The 16339-nt window shown below is 64.3% G+C and carries 18 protein-coding genes and 1 pseudogene; 11 read left to right on the plus strand and 8 right to left on the minus strand.

Translation table 11 applies throughout. The annotated features are described in order from the left end of the window. Positions 1–600, minus strand: a complete 600-nt coding sequence (locus GJ631_RS11295) for a protein sorting system archaetidylserine decarboxylase (protein ID WP_370518643.1) — start codon at positions 598–600, stop codon at positions 1–3. Between the two features lie 154 nt (positions 601–754). Here GJ631_RS11295 and GJ631_RS11300 point away from each other — a divergent pair, with 154 nt between their 5' ends. From GJ631_RS11300 to GJ631_RS11315, 4 genes are all read left to right on the plus strand, one after another. Next, complete coding sequence (locus GJ631_RS11300) at positions 755–1126, plus strand: Hsp20/alpha crystallin family protein (RefSeq protein WP_156709259.1); 372 nt, start codon at positions 755–757, stop codon at positions 1124–1126. 173 nt (positions 1127–1299) lie between these two features. After that, on the plus strand, positions 1300–3255 hold the full coding sequence (locus GJ631_RS11305; RefSeq protein WP_156709260.1) for a long-chain fatty acid--CoA ligase: 1956 nt from the start codon (positions 1300–1302) through the stop codon (positions 3253–3255). A 218-nt stretch (positions 3256–3473) separates the two neighbouring features. After that, positions 3474–4028: a serine O-acetyltransferase gene (gene cysE / locus GJ631_RS11310; protein ID WP_156709261.1), complete on the plus strand. Its 555-nt coding sequence runs from the start codon at positions 3474–3476 to the stop codon at positions 4026–4028. 30 nt (positions 4029–4058) lie between these two features. Beyond that, the gene (locus GJ631_RS11315) at positions 4059–4661 is read left to right on the plus strand and encodes a DNA-3-methyladenine glycosylase (protein ID WP_370518644.1); all 603 of its coding nucleotides are present in this window, start codon (positions 4059–4061) and stop codon (positions 4659–4661) included. A gap of 3 nt (positions 4662–4664) precedes the next feature. On the opposite strand, the gene GJ631_RS11320 is transcribed toward GJ631_RS11315, so the two are convergent. Both GJ631_RS11320 and GJ631_RS11325 read right to left on the minus strand, forming a co-directional pair. After that, complete coding sequence (locus tag GJ631_RS11320; protein WP_156709262.1) at positions 4665–5243, minus strand: hypothetical protein; 579 nt, start codon at positions 5241–5243, stop codon at positions 4665–4667. Beyond that, positions 5204–6298 carry a hypothetical protein gene (locus GJ631_RS11325; protein WP_156709263.1) on the minus strand — a complete coding sequence of 365 codons (1095 nt, stop codon included), beginning with the start codon at positions 6296–6298 and terminating at the stop codon, positions 5204–5206. The genes GJ631_RS11320 and GJ631_RS11325 overlap by 40 nt, the downstream gene beginning before the upstream one ends. Positions 6299–6401: 103 nt before the next feature. Here GJ631_RS11325 and GJ631_RS11330 point away from each other — a divergent pair, with 103 nt between their 5' ends. After that, positions 6402–6605 (plus strand): XapX domain-containing protein, encoded by a 204-nt coding sequence (locus GJ631_RS11330; RefSeq protein WP_156709264.1) that lies wholly within the window; start codon positions 6402–6404, stop codon positions 6603–6605. Positions 6606–6632: 27 nt separating this feature from the next. Here the strand turns inward: GJ631_RS11330 and GJ631_RS11335 are convergent, their stop codons facing one another. The 5 genes from GJ631_RS11335 to GJ631_RS11355 form a co-directional block, all read right to left on the minus strand. Beyond that, a complete protein-coding gene (locus tag GJ631_RS11335; RefSeq protein ID WP_156709265.1) occupies positions 6633–8468 on the minus strand; it encodes an FAD-binding protein in 1836 nt (611 codons plus the stop codon). A gap of 37 nt (positions 8469–8505) precedes the next feature. Further along, positions 8506–9264 (minus strand): succinate dehydrogenase/fumarate reductase iron-sulfur subunit, encoded by a 759-nt coding sequence (locus GJ631_RS11340; protein WP_156709266.1) that lies wholly within the window; start codon positions 9262–9264, stop codon positions 8506–8508. A 107-nt stretch (positions 9265–9371) separates the two neighbouring features. Continuing rightward, positions 9372–9737, minus strand: a complete 366-nt coding sequence (locus GJ631_RS11345; protein WP_156709267.1) for a succinate dehydrogenase hydrophobic membrane anchor subunit — start codon at positions 9735–9737, stop codon at positions 9372–9374. A gap of 1 nt (position 9738) precedes the next feature. After that, entirely contained in the window at positions 9739–10131 is a 393-nt protein-coding gene (sdhC, locus tag GJ631_RS11350) for a succinate dehydrogenase, cytochrome b556 subunit (protein ID WP_156709268.1), read from the minus strand. A gap of 89 nt (positions 10132–10220) precedes the next feature. Further along, complete coding sequence (locus GJ631_RS11355) at positions 10221–11231, minus strand: succinylglutamate desuccinylase/aspartoacylase family protein (RefSeq protein ID WP_156709269.1); 1011 nt, start codon at positions 11229–11231, stop codon at positions 10221–10223. An 89-nt stretch (positions 11232–11320) separates the two neighbouring features. On the opposite strand from GJ631_RS11355, the gene GJ631_RS11360 reads away from it, so the two are divergent. The 6 genes and pseudogenes from GJ631_RS11360 to GJ631_RS11385 all read left to right on the plus strand — a co-directional run. Next, positions 11321–12667, plus strand: coding sequence for a RimK family alpha-L-glutamate ligase (locus GJ631_RS11360; protein WP_156709270.1), 1347 nt, complete (start codon positions 11321–11323; stop codon positions 12665–12667). A gap of 70 nt (positions 12668–12737) precedes the next feature. After that, the gene (glmU, locus tag GJ631_RS11365) at positions 12738–13919 is read left to right on the plus strand and encodes a bifunctional sugar-1-phosphate nucleotidylyltransferase/acetyltransferase (RefSeq protein WP_156709271.1); all 1182 of its coding nucleotides are present in this window, start codon (positions 12738–12740) and stop codon (positions 13917–13919) included. Between the two features lie 78 nt (positions 13920–13997). Beyond that, positions 13998–14862, plus strand: a pseudogene (locus GJ631_RS11370) (SDR family oxidoreductase). 68 nt (positions 14863–14930) lie between these two features. Continuing rightward, positions 14931–15113 carry a hypothetical protein gene (locus tag GJ631_RS11375; RefSeq protein WP_156709272.1) on the plus strand — a complete coding sequence of 61 codons (183 nt, stop codon included), beginning with the start codon at positions 14931–14933 and terminating at the stop codon, positions 15111–15113. A gap of 71 nt (positions 15114–15184) precedes the next feature. Next, positions 15185–15619, plus strand: a complete 435-nt coding sequence (locus GJ631_RS11380) for a cyclic nucleotide-binding/CBS domain-containing protein (protein WP_156709273.1) — start codon at positions 15185–15187, stop codon at positions 15617–15619. Between the two features lie 57 nt (positions 15620–15676). After that, positions 15677–16339: acyl-CoA dehydrogenase family protein (locus GJ631_RS11385; protein WP_197424998.1), on the plus strand; the 663-nt coding region annotated here is incomplete at its 3' end.

Genomic DNA, 16339 nt, shown 5'->3' on the forward strand with positions numbered 1-16339 from the left:
CTATGCAGCGATGACGGTCTCGCCGGCGCGGACCCGTTGGCCCTTCGAGACGCGGACGTCTTCGAGGTCGTACGCAGAGGACAGCAACACGTCTGCTCGCGACCCGAAGGAGATGTGGCCGACCTTCTCGCCGCGTTCGAGGCGCTCGCCGCCGTCGACGTAGGGGTGGATGCGCCGGGCGACGGCACCCGCGATGAGCGACAGTTCGTACTCCGCACAGACGATGTCGACGCGCTCGTTGCGGTCGGACTCCTTCGAAAACGCCGGCAAGTGCTTGCCCGGGGTGTGGGTGACCGATTCGACGGTTCCGGGCGCGGGGGCGCGGTTGACGTGGACGTCCGTGACGTTCATGAACACGGCGACGCGAACGCGGTCGCCCTCCTCGCGGACGACGGAGACGCGGCCGTCGGCTGGCGCGACGATTCCCGACGGCGGCGGCGACCGCTCGGGGTCCCGGTGGAACCACAGTGCGCCGAGACCGGCGAGCAGACAGACGACACCGACGGGAAAGGCGAGTATCGACAGGGGAACCGAGAGCGCCAGCGGGACGGCAGCGTAGCGCCACCCGCCGGGGGCGATGTCGGGAAGCGAGGGGAACACAAATAAAACGGTACGCGCGAGGGGTCTTGGCCGTTTTGTTACCCGATATCGAACCCGTGCTATCACGTATTACTACGTATTTATCCCCTCAGCGCGCCATAATGCAGGTCGAATAGAGGTGAAATTCAACATGCGATTAACTCCGTTCGACGAAATGGACCGCCTGCTGGAAGGAATGCGACGCTCGATGATGGGCGAAGGCAGTTGGTACGACTTCGGCCGCGACATCACCGTGCGCCTGGACACCGACTCCGAGGGGTACGTCCTCCACGCGGACCTGCCGGGGTTCGAGAAGGAGGAAATCGACCTCCGATACGACGACGGGCGGCTCACCATCCGCGCCGTCCACGAGATGAGCGACGACTACGAAACGAGCAGCCGCCGCGTCCACGAGACTGTCCGCATCCCCGGTGAACTCATCGTCGAGGACATCGAAGCCCACTACCACAACGGCGTCCTCGAAGTCCACCTGCCCACCGAATCCGATGTCGAGTCGGAGAGCGGCCACCGCATCGATATCGACTGACTTCTCCGGCTTCCGATACGATAATCCGAAACTTCATTTCCGTTCTCTTCCGTTTCATCCCCGCTTTCCGTGAAATTCCCGCCTGATGGCTGAATGAATCTGTTCGACAGTAGACACTCGAAGCGAAGCGCCCCCATTAATATGGATGGCTCGTTACTCAACAATCACCTAAGATGTCTAGCAACACTCCCGTTTGGATGCAGGCGGAGGCGGAGTACGAAGACGAGGTGATAGGTGACACTACCCTCCCTCGGATGTTCGAAGAGGCCGCGGCGCGTCACGCTAGCCGCGATGCCCAGTGGTACAAGGGCGGCGTCTACGACCGTTCGCTGGCGCCGGACATCGTCCCGGCCGCCCCGACCGGCCAGTACGCGGCGCTCACGTACGCCGAGATGCAGAACATCGTTCACAACCTCACCGCCGGGTTCCGCGAACTCGGCGTCGAGGGCGGTACCCGCGTCGGAATCTTCGCCAACACCCGCATGGAGTGGGCCCAATCGGACTTCGCACTACTGGCCGCCGGCGGCGTCGTCACCACGGTGTACACCGAATCCGCGCCCGCACAGGTGCAGTACCTCCTCGACGACCCCGGCGCCGAGGGCGTCGTCGTCGAGAACGGCGAGTTGCTCGAACGCGTCCTCGAAGTCGAAGACGACCTCGACCTCTCCTTTATCGCCGTCATCGACGAGTTCGACGGCTACGACGACCGCGAGGACATCCTCTCTCTGGCGGAGGTGTACGAACTCGGCGCCGAGCACTTCGACGGCGACGCCTACGAGGAGTGGCTGGGCGAGCGTGACCTCGACGACCTCGCGAGCCTCATCTACACCTCGGGGACGACCGGCAAGCCGAAAGGTGTCCAGTTGACCCACGGCAACTTCCGGGCGAACGTCAACGGCATCCGGAAGCGAGTCGGACCGCGTCCCGACAAGGACCCCGACATCCCCGTTTTCGACGAGAACGACCGGATGCTTTCGTTCCTGCCGCTGGCCCACGTCTTCGAGCGCGTCTCCGGGCACTTCCTGCAGTTCGGCTCCGGAGCGACCGTCGCCTACGCCGAATCGACCGACACCGTCGCCGACGACATCAAGATGGTCGGACCGACGGGCGCCTCCTCGGTCCCACGGGTCTACGAGCGCATCTACGACAACATCCGCGAGGAGGCTCCAGATGCCGTCTTCGGCCGGGCCGTCTCCGTCGCCCGCGAGTGGGCGACGACAGAGAACCCCGGTGTCGTCCTGCGGATGAAACACGCTCTCTTCGACAAACTCGTTTACTCCAACGTCCGCGAGCAGATGGGCGGCAACATCGAGGCGTTCATCAGCGGCGGCGGCAGCCTCTCGAAGCGACTCTCACAGCTGTTCGAGGGGATGGGCCTGCCCATCTACGAGGGGTACGGCCTGACCGAGACTTCGCCGGTCGTCTCCGTGAACCCGCCGGAGGACTCCCGAGCCGGCACGCTCGGTCCGCCGCTTTCCAACGTCGACGTGCGACTCGACGAATCCGTCGTCGGCGACGACCGACGTGCGGAAGTCGACGGCGACATCGGCGAACTCCACGTGAAGGGCCCGAACGTCACGCAGGGCTACTGGAACCGCCCGGGGTCGACCGAGGAGGCGTTCACCGAGGACGGCTGGTTCCGAACCGGCGACATCATCGAACAGGGCGACGACGGCTACCTCGTCTATCACGACCGACTCAAGCAACTCATCGTGTTGGACACGGGCAAGAACATCGCACCCCAGCCCATCGAAGACGAGTTCGCCACCTCCGACCGCATCGACCAGGCGATGGTCATCGGTGACAACCAGAAGTTCATCGCGGCGCTGTTCGTGCCGAACTTCGAGGCCGTCCGCCGCTGGGCCGAAAACGAGGGTATCGACCTCCCCGACGACCAGAAAGCCATCTGCGAAGACGACCGCGTCCACGAGTTCATCGAAAAAGAAGTCGAAGCCGTCAACAAAGAGCTCTCGAAATCGGAGAAAATCAAGGAGTTCCGGCTGGTCTCCGTCGAGTGGACCGCCGACAACGACCTGCTGACGCCCTCGATGAAAATCAAGCGTCGGAACGTCCTCGATGAGTTCGACGAGCAGGTCCGGGACATCTACGGCGAAGACTACGACGCGTAAAGAGACGGCATCGGTCCGACCGACAGTTTTTATATCGTCGTCACGGCATATGTAGGCAAGATGGCACACAGCCACGCCGAACCGGGTTGCGCCGCAGGACTCCCGGTCGAAACGCTGGCGTGTCGTTGTTGCTGTTGAGCCTCTTTTCCGGCCCTCGCTCCCAGTGACGGCCGCTCTGCTCTCGCCGCGCCCGCTTCCCAACACTACACGACTCAGATATGGTACTCAACCGACTCAGAGAGGACGTTCGCACCGCACTCGCAAAGGACCCCGCCGCCACCAGCGCCGTCACCGTCGCGCTGTTGTATCCCGGCCTCCACGCCGTCTGGGGGTACAGAATCGCCCACTGGCTGTGGGACCGCGGCAACACCTTCGCCGCACGCGCGCTCTCGCAGTTGGTTCGGCTTCTCACGGGCGTCGAAATCCACCCGGCCGCCGACATCGGGCGCCGACTGTTCATCGACCACGGGGCGAGCGTCGTCGTCGGTGAAACCGCCGACATCGGCGACGACGTGTTGATGTATCACGGCGTCACATTGGGCGGCGACTCGATGCGGCGCGAGAAGCGCCACCCGACGCTGGAAGACGGCGTCACCGTCGGCGCCAACGCCACGCTGCTCGGCGCCATCACCGTCGGTGAGAACGCCTCCGTCGGCGCCGGTAGCGTCGTCGTCGACGACGTGCCCGCAGGGACGACCGTTGCGGGGTCGCCCGCGAAACCGGTCTCCGGAACCGGTTCCGACCGGGTCACCGAGGACTGTTCGCCCGAGTGAGTTTTATTCTCGCCGCACCGAGAGCCCTCCGTGCAGTCGCCACACGAGTCCCTCCGTGAAGACGCCTACGTCGGACCGCTCATCGATGAACACGGCGTCCTCGAACTCGACACCGCCGACGACATGTTCGAGCGACTGGTCGTCTCTATCCTCCGCCAGCAGGTGTCGATGGCGTCGGCCGCGGCGACCCGAAAGCGGCTGTTCGAGTCGGTCGAAGTGACGCCGGAGGGCGTCCTCGCCGCCGACCCGGAAACGCTTCGGGACGCCGGTCTCTCCCGGCAGAAGACTCGGTACGTCCGCAACGTCGCCGAGGCGTTTCGCGAGGAGTACAGTAAAGCCTACTTCGAGGACCTCGGCGACGACGAGGTCGTTTCGAAACTCACGTCCATCACGGGCGTCGGCGAGTGGACCGCGAACATGCAGCTGCTGTTCTCGCTCGGCCGGCCCGACGTATTCCCGGTCGGTGACCTCGGCGTTCGGAAGGGGATGGAGACCCTCTTCGGCGAGATGACCCGCGAGGAGATGGTCGCCGAAGCCGAGCGTTGGGCGCCGTATCGGAGCTACGCCACCCTGTATCTGTGGCGCATCGAGGAGGACATCGCGGAATCCGTGGCGGAAGTCATCGGGGAGTAACGGCTACGTCTCGTACCGTTTGGCGAGGCTGGCGTACCCGAACAGCGGGACGAGGGCAACGAAGAACGCTGCCACGCGCCAGTCGAACGGTACTGTCGGGAGCCAGAACAGCGAGAGCGGAACCAGTGGAACGAACAGCAAGAGTGCATTCGAGACGCGGGACAGGGAAACGCCGAACTCGACGGCGTTCTTGAAGTAGTATCCGAAGATGGAGATGGCGGGGATGAAGACGACGAGTCCGCTACTGGCCACGCCAATCGTCGACCCGACGACGTAGACGCCCGCACAACTTACCGAGAGGGCGGTCATCGTCACGACGCCATCCCGAGTCGGGTACTGCCGTGGGGGTTCGAGCGACCGTCGAACGCCGACTCCCAGCGTCGCGAGCAAGACTGGGCCGGCGACCGCGAGCAACGTCTCACCGACCCACTGGTCGATGCCGAAGGCGTACCAGCGGTCGTACACCATCGTGAGGACGAACAGGACTGTCGCCGGAACCAACGCGTATGGTGGTCGGCCGACCGGTGGGAGGTTTCGGTCGGTCAGCGACACCGAATCGGCGTATCGGAGCGCCGTCGGCATCCGCCGTAACTGTCGATACCAGTACCACGAGTAATAGGCCGTAAGCAAGGGGACGGAGACGAGGAAAACGGTCGCTGCGACCGCGTCGACGAGGAACCGTGGAAGTACGACGGGGGGGGACACCCCCCCGACAGCGCGTTCGCCACGACCGCGACGGCGACCTCCCACTCGTGGGCGGCGTTGTTCGCGAACTGCCAGTATCCACCAAAACCGACGGCAAGCGGGAGTGCACCAAGTATGAACCCGAACAGACAGGACGCGTATCCCGCGATGCCGCGACCGTGTCTGATGCTCGACGAGAGGCTATCGTAGGCACGCGTCTCGACCGACCGGCCTTTGTAGAGGCGACGGCGCAGCGGTGTCGGCAGTATCGAGTCGAACCGCGCCGAGACGAGACCGACCACCAAGAGGAGTTCGAGCGCGGGGAAGAACGTTCCCAGAACCCCGCCGAGCATGCCCGCCAGATACGCAGGTGCACCGACTATCAAGACGCCGGCGATGAGTTCGACGCGTTCGTTGACACCCTCGAGCCACGGCGGAAGCGCGTCGTCATCGGGGGATTCCGCCGATTCGGCGACGAGGATTCGAGCGAAGAGGTCCGACGCCGAGTCGATACCCACGTCTCGACGCCCCCAGTCCCAAAAGACGACTCCCGACAGCACGGCAGCGGCGACGACGCCGAGCGCCGGCGGCCACTCCAGCGGTGGTGTCACATCCGAGAGCGCGTAGTACAGCGGTATCGCGGTAATCGCACCTATCGCACCGACCGACAACCGGAACACGACGGTCTCCCGTGCCGACCCCATCGAGTCCGGGTACAACTCCGGAACGAGCGTCGTGAACACTGCAAAAAAGAACGCGGCGTTCAGCAGAAACGCCAGCGCCGGCCCGAACGACCCCGTGTTCACCACCGCAGAGAAGACGACAGGGGCCAGTTCCTCGACGGCGGCGACACCCGTCTCCGGGAGCACGCTCCGAACCCCTGCCAGCGTGAGAGCGCTGCCCGCACTGACGCGTCTCGCGATTGTGCCGCTCCAGCGGAATCGTCCCCCCATCCAGCGGGGCATCGACCCCCGCCTAGATTAATACCTTTGCTCGACGCTTGGGTCGCGGCGCTGTGAACCAAACGGCTTTGCCGCTCCCGGACCCCTCGACGGTATGGTCGACGCGAGTCTCGTCATCGCGGTGTTGGCACTGCTCACTGGATTTCTCGCCGGTGCAGCGTTCGCGTTCGTCGGCGTGCCGATTCCCGCGCCACCGAACGTCGCCGGCGTGCTCGGCATCGTCGGCATCTATCTGGGCTTCAAACTCGTCGAGTACGTCGGCTGGGGATACGACCTGCTGGGGACGCTGGGGTTGTAGCGAAAGGAAGAATCGAATCCGGCGGCGTCAGTAACTTCGGACTTTCGGCTCGTACTCCTTGTTCTCGCCTTCGAGAATGACCGGCTTGTAGTAGAGGTCCGGCGAGCCGCCGTTCCAGGAAATCATCGTGTGTTTGAGCCACTCGTCGTCCTTTCGCTCCTGGTGTTCCTGCCGCCAGTGGGCGCCGCGGAACTCCTCGCGGGCGAGCGCGCCGAGGGTGATGGTCTCGGCGATGTCGATGAGGTTTCGCGTCTCGATGGTGTGGATGAGGTCGGTGTTGAACGTCCGCGAAGGGTCGGCGACGGCGACGTCCTGGTACCGCTCGCGGCACTCACGGATGACCTCCAGCGCCTTTTTGAGGCCCTCCTCGTTGCGGAAGACGTTGACGTTCTCGGTCATCGCCTTCTGGAGGTCCTCGCGGATTTCGGCGTGGTTGGTGCCGTCGCGTTCCAGCAGTTCCTCGATGCGCTGGCGTTCGCGCTCGACGGCGTTCTCGACGACGGCCTTCGGGTCGGCGATGGCGCCGCCGTCGGCGGCGACGTCGTCGTCGACGCCGATTTCGCCCGGCGAGACCGGCGTCTCCAGCGACGTTTCGTCCTCGCTCTTCGCGGAGGGACCGGTCGGCACCTGTGCGGCCTCCATGTCCTTGCCGGCGGCGTGGTGGCCGGCACGGGCGCCCAGAACGATGAGTTCGGGCAGGGCGTTGCCGCCGAGGCGGTTCGAGCCGTGGACCGACGCACACGCACACTCGCCGGCGGCGTAGAGGCCGTCGATGCACGTCTGGCCGTTCTCGTTGGTCTCGATGCCGCCCATGTGGTAGTGCTGGCCGGGCTTGACCGGCATCGGCTCCTCGACGGGGTTGACCCCCTCGAAGTCCTCCGCGAGGTGGATGATGTTCTCGAGGCGGTCGTAGATGCGCTCGTCGCCGAGGTGTCGCATGTCGAGGTGGACGTACTCGTCGTTGATGCCGCGGCCGTTGTTGACTTCGGTCAACTCGGCGCGGGCGACGACGTCGCGGGAGGCGAGTTCGCCGGCGTTGCTCGCGTAGCCGTACTCGAACATGAACCGCTCGCCCTCGTCGTTGTAGAGGATACCACCTTCGCCACGGACGCCCTCGGAGATGAGGACGCCAGTCGAAGGCAGCGTCGTCGGGTGGAACTGGACGAACTCCATGTCCTCGACGGGGACGCCGGCTCGGTAGGCCATCGCCGGGCCGTCGCCCGTGTTGGCGACGGCGTTGGTCGTGTGGTCGAACACCTGTCCGTCGCCACCGGTGGCGAGAACGACGCCGTCGGTGGCTCGGAAGCCGGTGACTTCGCCGGATTTGATGTCGTAGGCAACGACGCCGTGACACTCGCGGTCCTCGGGGTCGTCGTGGTCGGTGACGGCGAGTTCGGAGACGTAGAACTCGTCGTACACTTGGATGCCTCGTTTGACGACCTGCTCGTACATCGTGTGCAGGAGGTGGTGGCCGGTCTCGGCGCCGGCGTAGGTCGTCCGCGGGAACGAGAGGCCGCCGAAGGGTCGCTGGGAGACGCGGCCGTCGTCCTCACGGGAGAACGGCATCCCCCAGTGTTCGAGTTGGATGACCTCCTCGGGGGCGTCCTGTGCCAGCGTCTCGATGGCTGGGGCGTCGCCGAGGTAGTCCGACCCCTTCATCGTGTCGTAGGCGTGCAGTTCCCAGTCGTCGCCGTCGCGCAAGGCGGCGTTGATGCCACCCTCCGCGGCGCCCGTGTGGGAGCGAACCGGATGGAGTTTCGTGACCATGGCCACGTCGGCGCCCTCCTCGTGGGCCGCGATGGCCGCACGGAGTCCGGCGCCGCCGGCCCCGACCACGATAACGTCGTGTTCGTGTAGTGTCATTGTCTGTAGTTAGGATTCGGTGGACTTCAGCCTGCGGTTACCAGAACTTCAGGTTGCTCTTGACGGCTTCCCGTTTCAGTTCCTGGATGTGTTCGGTCAGCGGGATGTCCTTCGGGCACACCTCGGTACAGGAGAACTGCGTCTGACATCGCCAGACGCCGTGTTCCTGCTCGATGATGTTGAGTCGGTGTTCCTTCATCGCCTCGCCTTCGCGTTCGTCCATCGCAAAGCGATAGGCCTTGTTGATGGCCGCGGGGCCGAGATACTCGTTGTCCCCGGCGGCGATGTTACAGGAGGACATACACGCGCTACACCAGATACAGCGCGTGGACATCTTCACCTTCTCGCGGTTCTCCCGGGTCTGTTTCTGCTCTTCGCCGGACGGGAGTTCGTCGGTCTGGAAGTACGGCTCGACGGACTCCATCTGGTCGTAGAAGTGCTCCATGTCGACGACGAGGTCCTTGACGACCTCGGCGTGCGGGAGCGGTTCGATGCGAACCGGCCACTCCAGTTCGGACATCTGGGTCTTACAGCCGAGACGCTGTCGTCCGTTGACGAACAGCGCGTCGGAGCCACAGATGGCCTGCCGACAGGAGTGTCGGAAGGTGAGACTCGAGTCGAAGTGGTCTCGGGCGAAGATGAGCGCGTCCAGTACCGTCATCCCCTTCTTGAACGGCACGCGGAACGTGTCGAATCGCGGGTCCTTCTTGCCCTCGACTTCGGGGTCGTACCGGAACACCTTCAGCTTCACCGTCTCCTCGGCGTCCTTCAGGTTCGCCTCGGCACGCTCGCGCATGTCGGCGCGGTCGTGTTTCTCGGTGAGTCGCCGCTCCTGGTGAGTGGACTCCTCTTTTTTCTTGCGGTTCGGTCTCGGTTTCTTGTTCGGTTACTTGCGTGCTCATATCAGATGAGGTTCGTCATGGCGATTGCGACGCGGATGCCCTGCACCACGAGCATGACACCGGCGACGGCGAGCAGCCACTTGACGGCCGTCTTCGGGGTTCCCTCGAGGCCCTGATTGACGAGGGCGTTGTACACGCCGTTGACACCGTGGAACGTCCCGGCGACGAGGAACGACACCATCGTGATGAAGTAGCCGACCTGACTCATCCGGGCGGTCGTCCCGGCGATGGTCACTTCCGCTGCGTGGTTGACGAAGTGCAGCAGCATGAAGTGATACGCCAAGACGACGACGAGGAACGCTGCGGTGAGCCGCTGGAGCAGCCACCGCGTCCCCTTCGGTTCGAACGAGGAGTAGTAGTCTGCCATCTCAGAATGCCCCCACGAGGAACGTCGGAATGCTCGCGACCGTGATGGCCGCGGAAACTATCAGTGCGGCGTAGAACGCCTTGTCCTGCGATTCCAGGCCGACACCGAGGTCGACGAACAACAGGCGGACGCCGTTGAGGATGTGGAACACGGCGACTGCGAGCAGGCCGACCTCGAGGATTCGGACCACCAGAAGACTCTCCAGACTCTGGAGCGTCATCGTGTAGGTGGCCCCATCCACCGTCGAGGTGCTCAACACGGCTATGTGCGTAAACAGGTAGCCGATGAGCACCCAGCCGGTGAACTTGTGGAAAATCCAAGCCCACATGCCGGCGGAGAACTCCTGCCACCGCCCGAAGTCCTCTATCAGACCTCGGTCGTACGATTGACTCATGCACGGTAGGGTCGGGTCCGCGGTGGTATAGTAGTTACCTTCTGCGAACGTCTACCACCGTACTGAACTGGGCAACTCGCCGACACCACTCAGGCCCGGTCGGCGAGTTTTCGTCCGCGAATCGCCCGAAGGGTCACCTCGTCGAGTTTGACCAGGTGACACAGGGGATTGCCGGGGTACACCAGCGGGTTCTCCAGAACGCCGACGAGCAGGCCGGTAAACGGTGCCTCGATGACCGTCGAGTCGGTCTTGAACGGGTTCGTGATGGTACAAACCCGGTCGCCTTCCTCGACGAGCGAGCCACGGTCGTGGTGCATCTCGACGAGTCCACCGGCGTCGGCCCGGAGCCACGTCTTCTCGTCGGAGCCGTCGATGACGGTCCGCCAGCCGGGCCACTTCACCGTCTCGGTGTCACGCATTCCGTACTCGGCCATCACCGACAGGACGCCCTCGAGGGCTTCGTCGATGAGGGGGCGTTGGAATCGGTGGGCCTCGCCCAACTCGACGGTGACGGTTGGCGTCCCCGCATCGGCGGCTTCCCGGCGGAGCGTTCCCTCCGGGCCTTGCGTCGAGATGATGACGTTCGATGCGAAGGCGTTGGCGAGGCGTGCGACCGCGTCGTGTTCCATGTCCGCACGGGCGTGAAGCATGTTGGTTCGGCCACGCGTCGAGGTGTGGAAGTCCAGCCCCAAATCGCAGGGCTCGATGAAGTTTCGGAAGATGCGTGCGGCGATGCGTTTCGCGCTCGTCGAGGCGTCGTCGCCCGGGAACGACCGGTTGAGGTCGCGGTCGTAGATGGGGAGATACCGCTGTTGGGCGATAAACGCCGGGACGTTGAGGACGGGCAGACAGACGAGCGTGCCGTGGAGGCCGGAGTGGTCCCACTCGTGGGCGACCTCGCGGACGATTTCGATGCCGTTGAGTTCGTCGCCGTGGGCGGCCGCCGAGAGAAACAGAGTCGGCCCGTCTTGCTCACCGTTGACGATGGTGACGGGAACGCGGACCGGGTCGCCGAGGTACGTTTCGCTGACGGTGTAGCGGACGTTTGCTATCTCCCCAGGGGCGACCGACCCACCGTCGTACGTGAACGGTTCCGACATACCCGACACAGGCGATAGTGATATAAAAGGCTCCGCACTCGTGGACCGTCGACCGTTAGCGTTTTGCCGAAACCGACTGGAGTAGGAGTATGTCTTCTGACCTCACTGTCGGCGTCCTCAGCCTTCACAGTTCGAAGGAGTCGAAAGCGATACTCAACGCGGTCGAGCAACTCGGATACGACACCGAGTGGCTCCGCGAAGAGAACACCGTCGTCGAAATCGAGGACGGCGAAGTGACACTGGAACCCGAGGTCGACATCGTGGTCAATCGACTGTTGCTCTCGAAGGAAGAACAGCCGGCGGAGGCGCTCGGACTGGCGACGATGCTCGATCGGATGCGGCCGATGTTGAACACCCCAACGTCGACGATGACGGCGATTCACAAGTTCGCGACGGGGACGGCGTTGGCCGAAGCGGACATTCAGGTTCCCGACGCGCTGTTGGCGCTGTCGGGAGAGACGCTCAACAGTCGCCGTGAGAAGTTCGGCGAGGAAGTCGTTTACAAAACCGCAATCGGGACCCACGGCGGCGGGACGTGGAAACTCGACACCGACGACCCCGTCAACTCGATGGTCGGGTCCCGACAGGCGTTCCTGCAGGAACTCATCGAACACGACGAACAGCAACATCACGACCTGCGAGTGTACACGGTCGGCGGCCGCGTCGTCGGCGCGATGAACCGCTACGCACCGGAAGGCGAGTGGCGGACGAACGTCGCCCTCGGTGGGTCGGTCGAAGACGCGACCGAAGACCTCCCCGAGGAAGTCGTCACGATTGCCGAACGGGCGACCGACGTGGTCGGACTCGACTACGCCGGCGTCGACATCGTCGAGGGCGAGGACGGCTACTACGTCCTCGAAGTCAACCCGACAGCCGGGTTCAAGGGCCTGTTCGAGGCGACGGGGCGCTCGCCCGCACCCCACATCGCCCGCCTCGCCATCGAGCGTGCCGGCGGCGAAGTCGACGAGGAGCGGGTGTACGAACTGTCGGCGAACCTCGACGACTCCCGGCCGGCGTGTATGCCGCGGAAGCAGGCCGCCGGCCCGACGAAAACGGTCGTCATCGGCTACGTCGAGGACGTCGTCGTGATGGGAACCAGCGGCACGAAGTCGGTGCTCGCGAAGTCCGACACCGGTGCGACCCGGACGAGTATCGACGCACACCTCGCCGCCGAAATCGGCACCGGCCCAATCAAAGACATCGTCAAAATCAAATCGGGCAGCGTCAAGAGCGGTCGGTCCCGCCCCGTCGTCGACCTCGTGGTCGGCATCGGCGGCACCCAACACACCGTCACTGCCAGCGTCGAGGACCGAAGCCACATGGACTACCCGCTGTTGCTCGGCCGGGACATCCTCCAGCACTACCACGTCGACGTCATGCGCCGCGCGGACGACGACGAACCGGAGCCGGCCTCCGACGACATCTTAGAGGAGTAAAGCGCCTCGACCGACAGCAACCCGCCACCCAACCGACCGGTTTTTCCACTCGCGCGACGACGACTTGGCTATGCAGACAGTCATCCTCGCTGCCGGCGAGGGGACCCGAATGCGACCGCTGACAGAGACGGTTCCAAAACCGATGTTGCCGGTGGCCGACCGGCCGTTGTGTGCCCACACCGCCGATGCGGCGGTCGAAGCGGGCGCCGAGGACCTGATTTTCGTCGTCGGCTACGAAGCCGACGCTGTCCGGGAGTACTTCGGCGACGAATACCGCGGCGTCGAGGTTTCCTTCGCCGTACAGGAGCAACAGCGTGGCACCGCCGACGCGGTCCGGGCGGCACGGGAACACCTCGACGGCGCCTTCGCGGTGCTGAACGGCGACAACCTCTATGACCCCGAGAGTGTCGAGGCACTGTTCGACGCCGCCCCCGCCGTCGCCGCCATCGAAGTCGAGGACCCACGGAACTACGGCGTTCTCTCGGTCGACGGCGACCGAGTGACCGACATCGTCGAAAAACCCGAAGACCCGCCGACGAATCTCGCCAACGCCGGCGCCTACGCGTTCCCGGAGGCGGCACTCTCACATCTCGACGTACCGCAGAGCGACCGCGGCGAGTACGAGATAACCGACGTTGTGGCACGGGTCATCGACACCGCGGACGTGACGGCGGTGACGCTGTCGCGGTGGCTCGACGTGGGTCGGCCCTGGGAGTTGCTCGAAGCCAACGAATGGAAACTCGGCGAACTCGACCGCCGCGTCGAGGGCGACATACGCGGCGACGCCGAACTCCGTGGCGACGTGGTCGTCGAGGAGGGGGCGACGATAGAGCCCGGGGTCGTCATCGAGGGGCCGGCACTCGTCCGGTCGGAAGCAGACGTTGGGCCGAACGCCTACATTCGTGGGGCGACGCTTGTCGGCGAGGGCTGTCACGTCGGCCACGGCGTCGAACTGAAGAACTCCGTCGTGATGGCCGACTCGAACGTGCCGCATCTCTCCTACGTCGGCGACAGCCTGCTCGCGCCGGGCGTGAACTTCGGTGCCGGAACGCAGGTCGCCAACCTCAGACACGACGGGTCGGACGTAAAACAGACCGTGAAGAGTAATCGCGTCTCGACCGGCCGCCGGAAGTACGGCGTCGTCGCCGGCCCGAACGTGAAGACGGCTATCAACACCAGCCTCGCACCCGGCGTCGTGCTGTCGGCGAACACCCGAACCGAACCCGGGGAGTCGGTCACTCGGGACCGGTGAGGCGCCGAGACTGCCTCGGCGCCCGAATCGTTGCCGGACTAATCGGGTTTTAAGTTCACTGCCGCGAACGTGCGGGGTATGACGCTCGAAAAGCCCGACCTCTCGGGACAAACCGCTTTCATCACCGGAACGACCCGCGGAATCGGCAAAGCCATCGCCCTCGCTCTGGCCGAACAGGGCTGTAACATCGTCTCGACCGGCAAGACCAGCGAGAACGACGACTACGGCGAGGAGAAGGACCTCGAGGGCACCATCGAACAGACCGCCCGCGAGTGCCGCGAGAAGGGCGTCGAGGCCCACCCCATCCAGTTGAACGTCCGCGAGGAGGAGTCCGTCGAGGCCGCCGCCGAGGAGGCCATCGAGGAGTTCGGCGAGGTCAACATCGTCATCAACAACGCCAGCGCCATCCAAATCGCGAACGTCGAGGACTTGCCGGCGAACCGCTTCGACCTGCTGACCGACGTGAACGTCCGCGGGACGTATCTCACCTCCCGGGCCTTCCTCGACCACCTCAAGGAGGTCGACAACGCGTGGCTGTTGACGAACGCGCCGCCGGTCACGGTCGACCGCGCGCCGGGGGGAGGCACCGTATGCGTGGTCGAAGATGGGAATGTCGTTCCTCACGCTGTCGCTTTCGACGGAGCTCAGCGGCCACGATGTCGGCTGTAATTCCTTTTGGCCCGTCACCGCCATCGACACGCGGGCGACCCGATACTTCGGAATGGGTACCGAAGACGACTGGCGGACGCCCGAAATCGTCTCCGACACCGTTCTGGAGATACTCAGCCGCGACCCCGCCTCGTATACGGGCAACGCCGTCTACGACGAGGACCTGCTCCGGGAGGTCGGCGTCGAGGACTTCTCGAAGTACAACCTCACCGAGGGTGACCCGGCCCCGATGTCGGCCCAGATGTTCGACCCGAGCTACGAACGCCCGGAGTGACGGGAAGCTCTGGCACCGCCTGCGTGAACATAATCGTTCATATGGGTGCCTACTAACCGTACGACAAGATGGTAGACCCGACTTCGGACCTCGGTGAGGATGTCACCGAGGACGATGCGCCGAGATGTGAGGTGTGCGACGAGCCGATAGTGAGCGAACCGACCCACCGCGTCATCACGTGGGTCGAGGACGACCGCGTCCACACCGCTCATTTCTGTGACGACGACTGTCGGGAAGCGTGGTCCACCTGAATCGGGGACTGCTGGGTGCTCTGGTTTTCGGTAGGCCGTAGGCTTATGCCCATCCGCTCGGAGTACAAAACATGGCCGAGCAAGACACGAACGTCGAGGAGTTGATGACCTCACCCGTCGAGACGGTGTCGCCGGATGCGACCATCGCCGAGGCGGCCCGCATTCTCGACGAGAAAGGTATCGGTTCGCTCATCGTCGGCGAGGGCCGACTCGAAGGCATCGTCACCGAGATGGACATCGTCGCCGCCGTCGGGGAGGAACGGGACCCATCGACGACTGTCTCGGAACTCATGTCCGACCCCGTCGTCACCGCACGACCCACGGAAACGCTGAAAATCGCGGCCGAACGGATGGGCCACAACGGCGTCAAGAAACTCCCCGTCGTCGAAGAGGGCAAGGCCATCGGCATCATCACCACGACCGACCTCGCGCTGTACCTGCCGAACTACCAGGTGAAGATGGCCAAACAGGCCGAAACCGACCTCGTCGACGGCGAGTGGGAGTGACGCTAACACTGTAAACCCAGTGCGGAGTTTTATCATACATCGGTCACACAGTACGGTATGGACTTCGAACTCTCCGAGGAGCAGCGACAGATTCGCGAAGAGGTCCGCCGCTTCGCCGATAACGAAATCCGACCGGTCGCAAAAGAGTACGACCGCGAGGAGAAGGCGCCGTTCGACCTCATCGAGAAGGGCGCCGAGATGGGGCTGTGTGGCGCACAGATTCCCATCGAGTACGGGGGCGCCGGCTACGAGATGCTCGACGTGGCGCTCATCGTCGAGGAGCTGTACGCCGCCGACCCCGGCATCGGCGGCAGCATCCTCGGCACCGCCTTCGGGAGCGAGGCCATCATCGCCTTCGGCACTGAAGACCAGAAGGAGCGATGGCTCCCGGACCTCGCTTCGGGCGACGCCATCTGTGGGTCGGCGATTTCGGAGCCGGACACGGGTTCGGACGTGTCGTCAGTGTCGACGCGTGCGGAGAAGGACGGCGACGAGTGGGTCATCAACGGCAACAAGATGTGGATTACCAACGGGTCCATCGGCGACTTCTTCGTCGTGTTGTGTAAGACCGACCCCGAGGCCGACGGCCGCTACAACGGCTTTTCGCAAATCGTCGTCGAGTCCGACCGCGACGGATTCGAGTCCGACAAGATTACGGGCAAGATGGGTATTCGCGCCTCCGACACCGCCGAGCTCATCCTCGACGACGTTCGCGTCCCC

The sequence above is a fragment of the Natronomonas sp. CBA1123 genome, assembly GCF_009741925.1.
Taxonomy (GTDB): Archaea; Halobacteriota; Halobacteria; order Halobacteriales; family Haloarculaceae; genus Natronomonas.

What these genes read in the sequence shown, in the direction of transcription:
- cysE (WP_156709261.1), top strand. Translation starts at nt 3,474, where the DNA reads ATGGTACTCAACCGACTCAGAGAGGACGTTCGCACCGCACTCGCAAAG.
- GJ631_RS11305 (WP_156709260.1), top strand. Translation starts at nt 1,300, where the DNA reads ATGTCTAGCAACACTCCCGTTTGGATGCAGGCGGAGGCGGAGTACGAA.
- GJ631_RS11320 (WP_156709262.1), bottom strand. Translation starts at nt 5,243, where the DNA reads ATGCCGACGGCGCTCCGATACGCCGATTCGGTGTCGCTGACCGACCGA.
- GJ631_RS11330 (WP_156709264.1), top strand. Translation starts at nt 6,402, where the DNA reads ATGGTCGACGCGAGTCTCGTCATCGCGGTGTTGGCACTGCTCACTGGA.
- GJ631_RS11345 (WP_156709267.1), bottom strand. Translation starts at nt 9,737, where the DNA reads ATGGCAGACTACTACTCCTCGTTCGAACCGAAGGGGACGCGGTGGCTG.
- GJ631_RS11325 (WP_156709263.1), bottom strand. Translation starts at nt 6,298, where the DNA reads ATGGGGGGACGATTCCGCTGGAGCGGCACAATCGCGAGACGCGTCAGT.
- GJ631_RS11360 (WP_156709270.1), top strand. Translation starts at nt 11,321, where the DNA reads ATGTCTTCTGACCTCACTGTCGGCGTCCTCAGCCTTCACAGTTCGAAG.
- GJ631_RS11340 (WP_156709266.1), bottom strand. Translation starts at nt 9,264, where the DNA reads ATGCGCGAGCGTGCCGAGGCGAACCTGAAGGACGCCGAGGAGACGGTG.
- GJ631_RS11335 (WP_156709265.1), bottom strand. Translation starts at nt 8,468, where the DNA reads ATGACACTACACGAACACGACGTTATCGTGGTCGGGGCCGGCGGCGCC.
- GJ631_RS11355 (WP_156709269.1), bottom strand. Translation starts at nt 11,231, where the DNA reads ATGTCGGAACCGTTCACGTACGACGGTGGGTCGGTCGCCCCTGGGGAG.
- glmU (WP_156709271.1), top strand. Translation starts at nt 12,738, where the DNA reads ATGCAGACAGTCATCCTCGCTGCCGGCGAGGGGACCCGAATGCGACCG.
- GJ631_RS11300 (WP_156709259.1), top strand. Translation starts at nt 755, where the DNA reads ATGGACCGCCTGCTGGAAGGAATGCGACGCTCGATGATGGGCGAAGGC.
- sdhC (WP_156709268.1), bottom strand. Translation starts at nt 10,131, where the DNA reads ATGAGTCAATCGTACGACCGAGGTCTGATAGAGGACTTCGGGCGGTGG.
- GJ631_RS11380 (WP_156709273.1), top strand. Translation starts at nt 15,185, where the DNA reads ATGGCCGAGCAAGACACGAACGTCGAGGAGTTGATGACCTCACCCGTC.
- GJ631_RS11375 (WP_156709272.1), top strand. Translation starts at nt 14,931, where the DNA reads ATGGTAGACCCGACTTCGGACCTCGGTGAGGATGTCACCGAGGACGAT.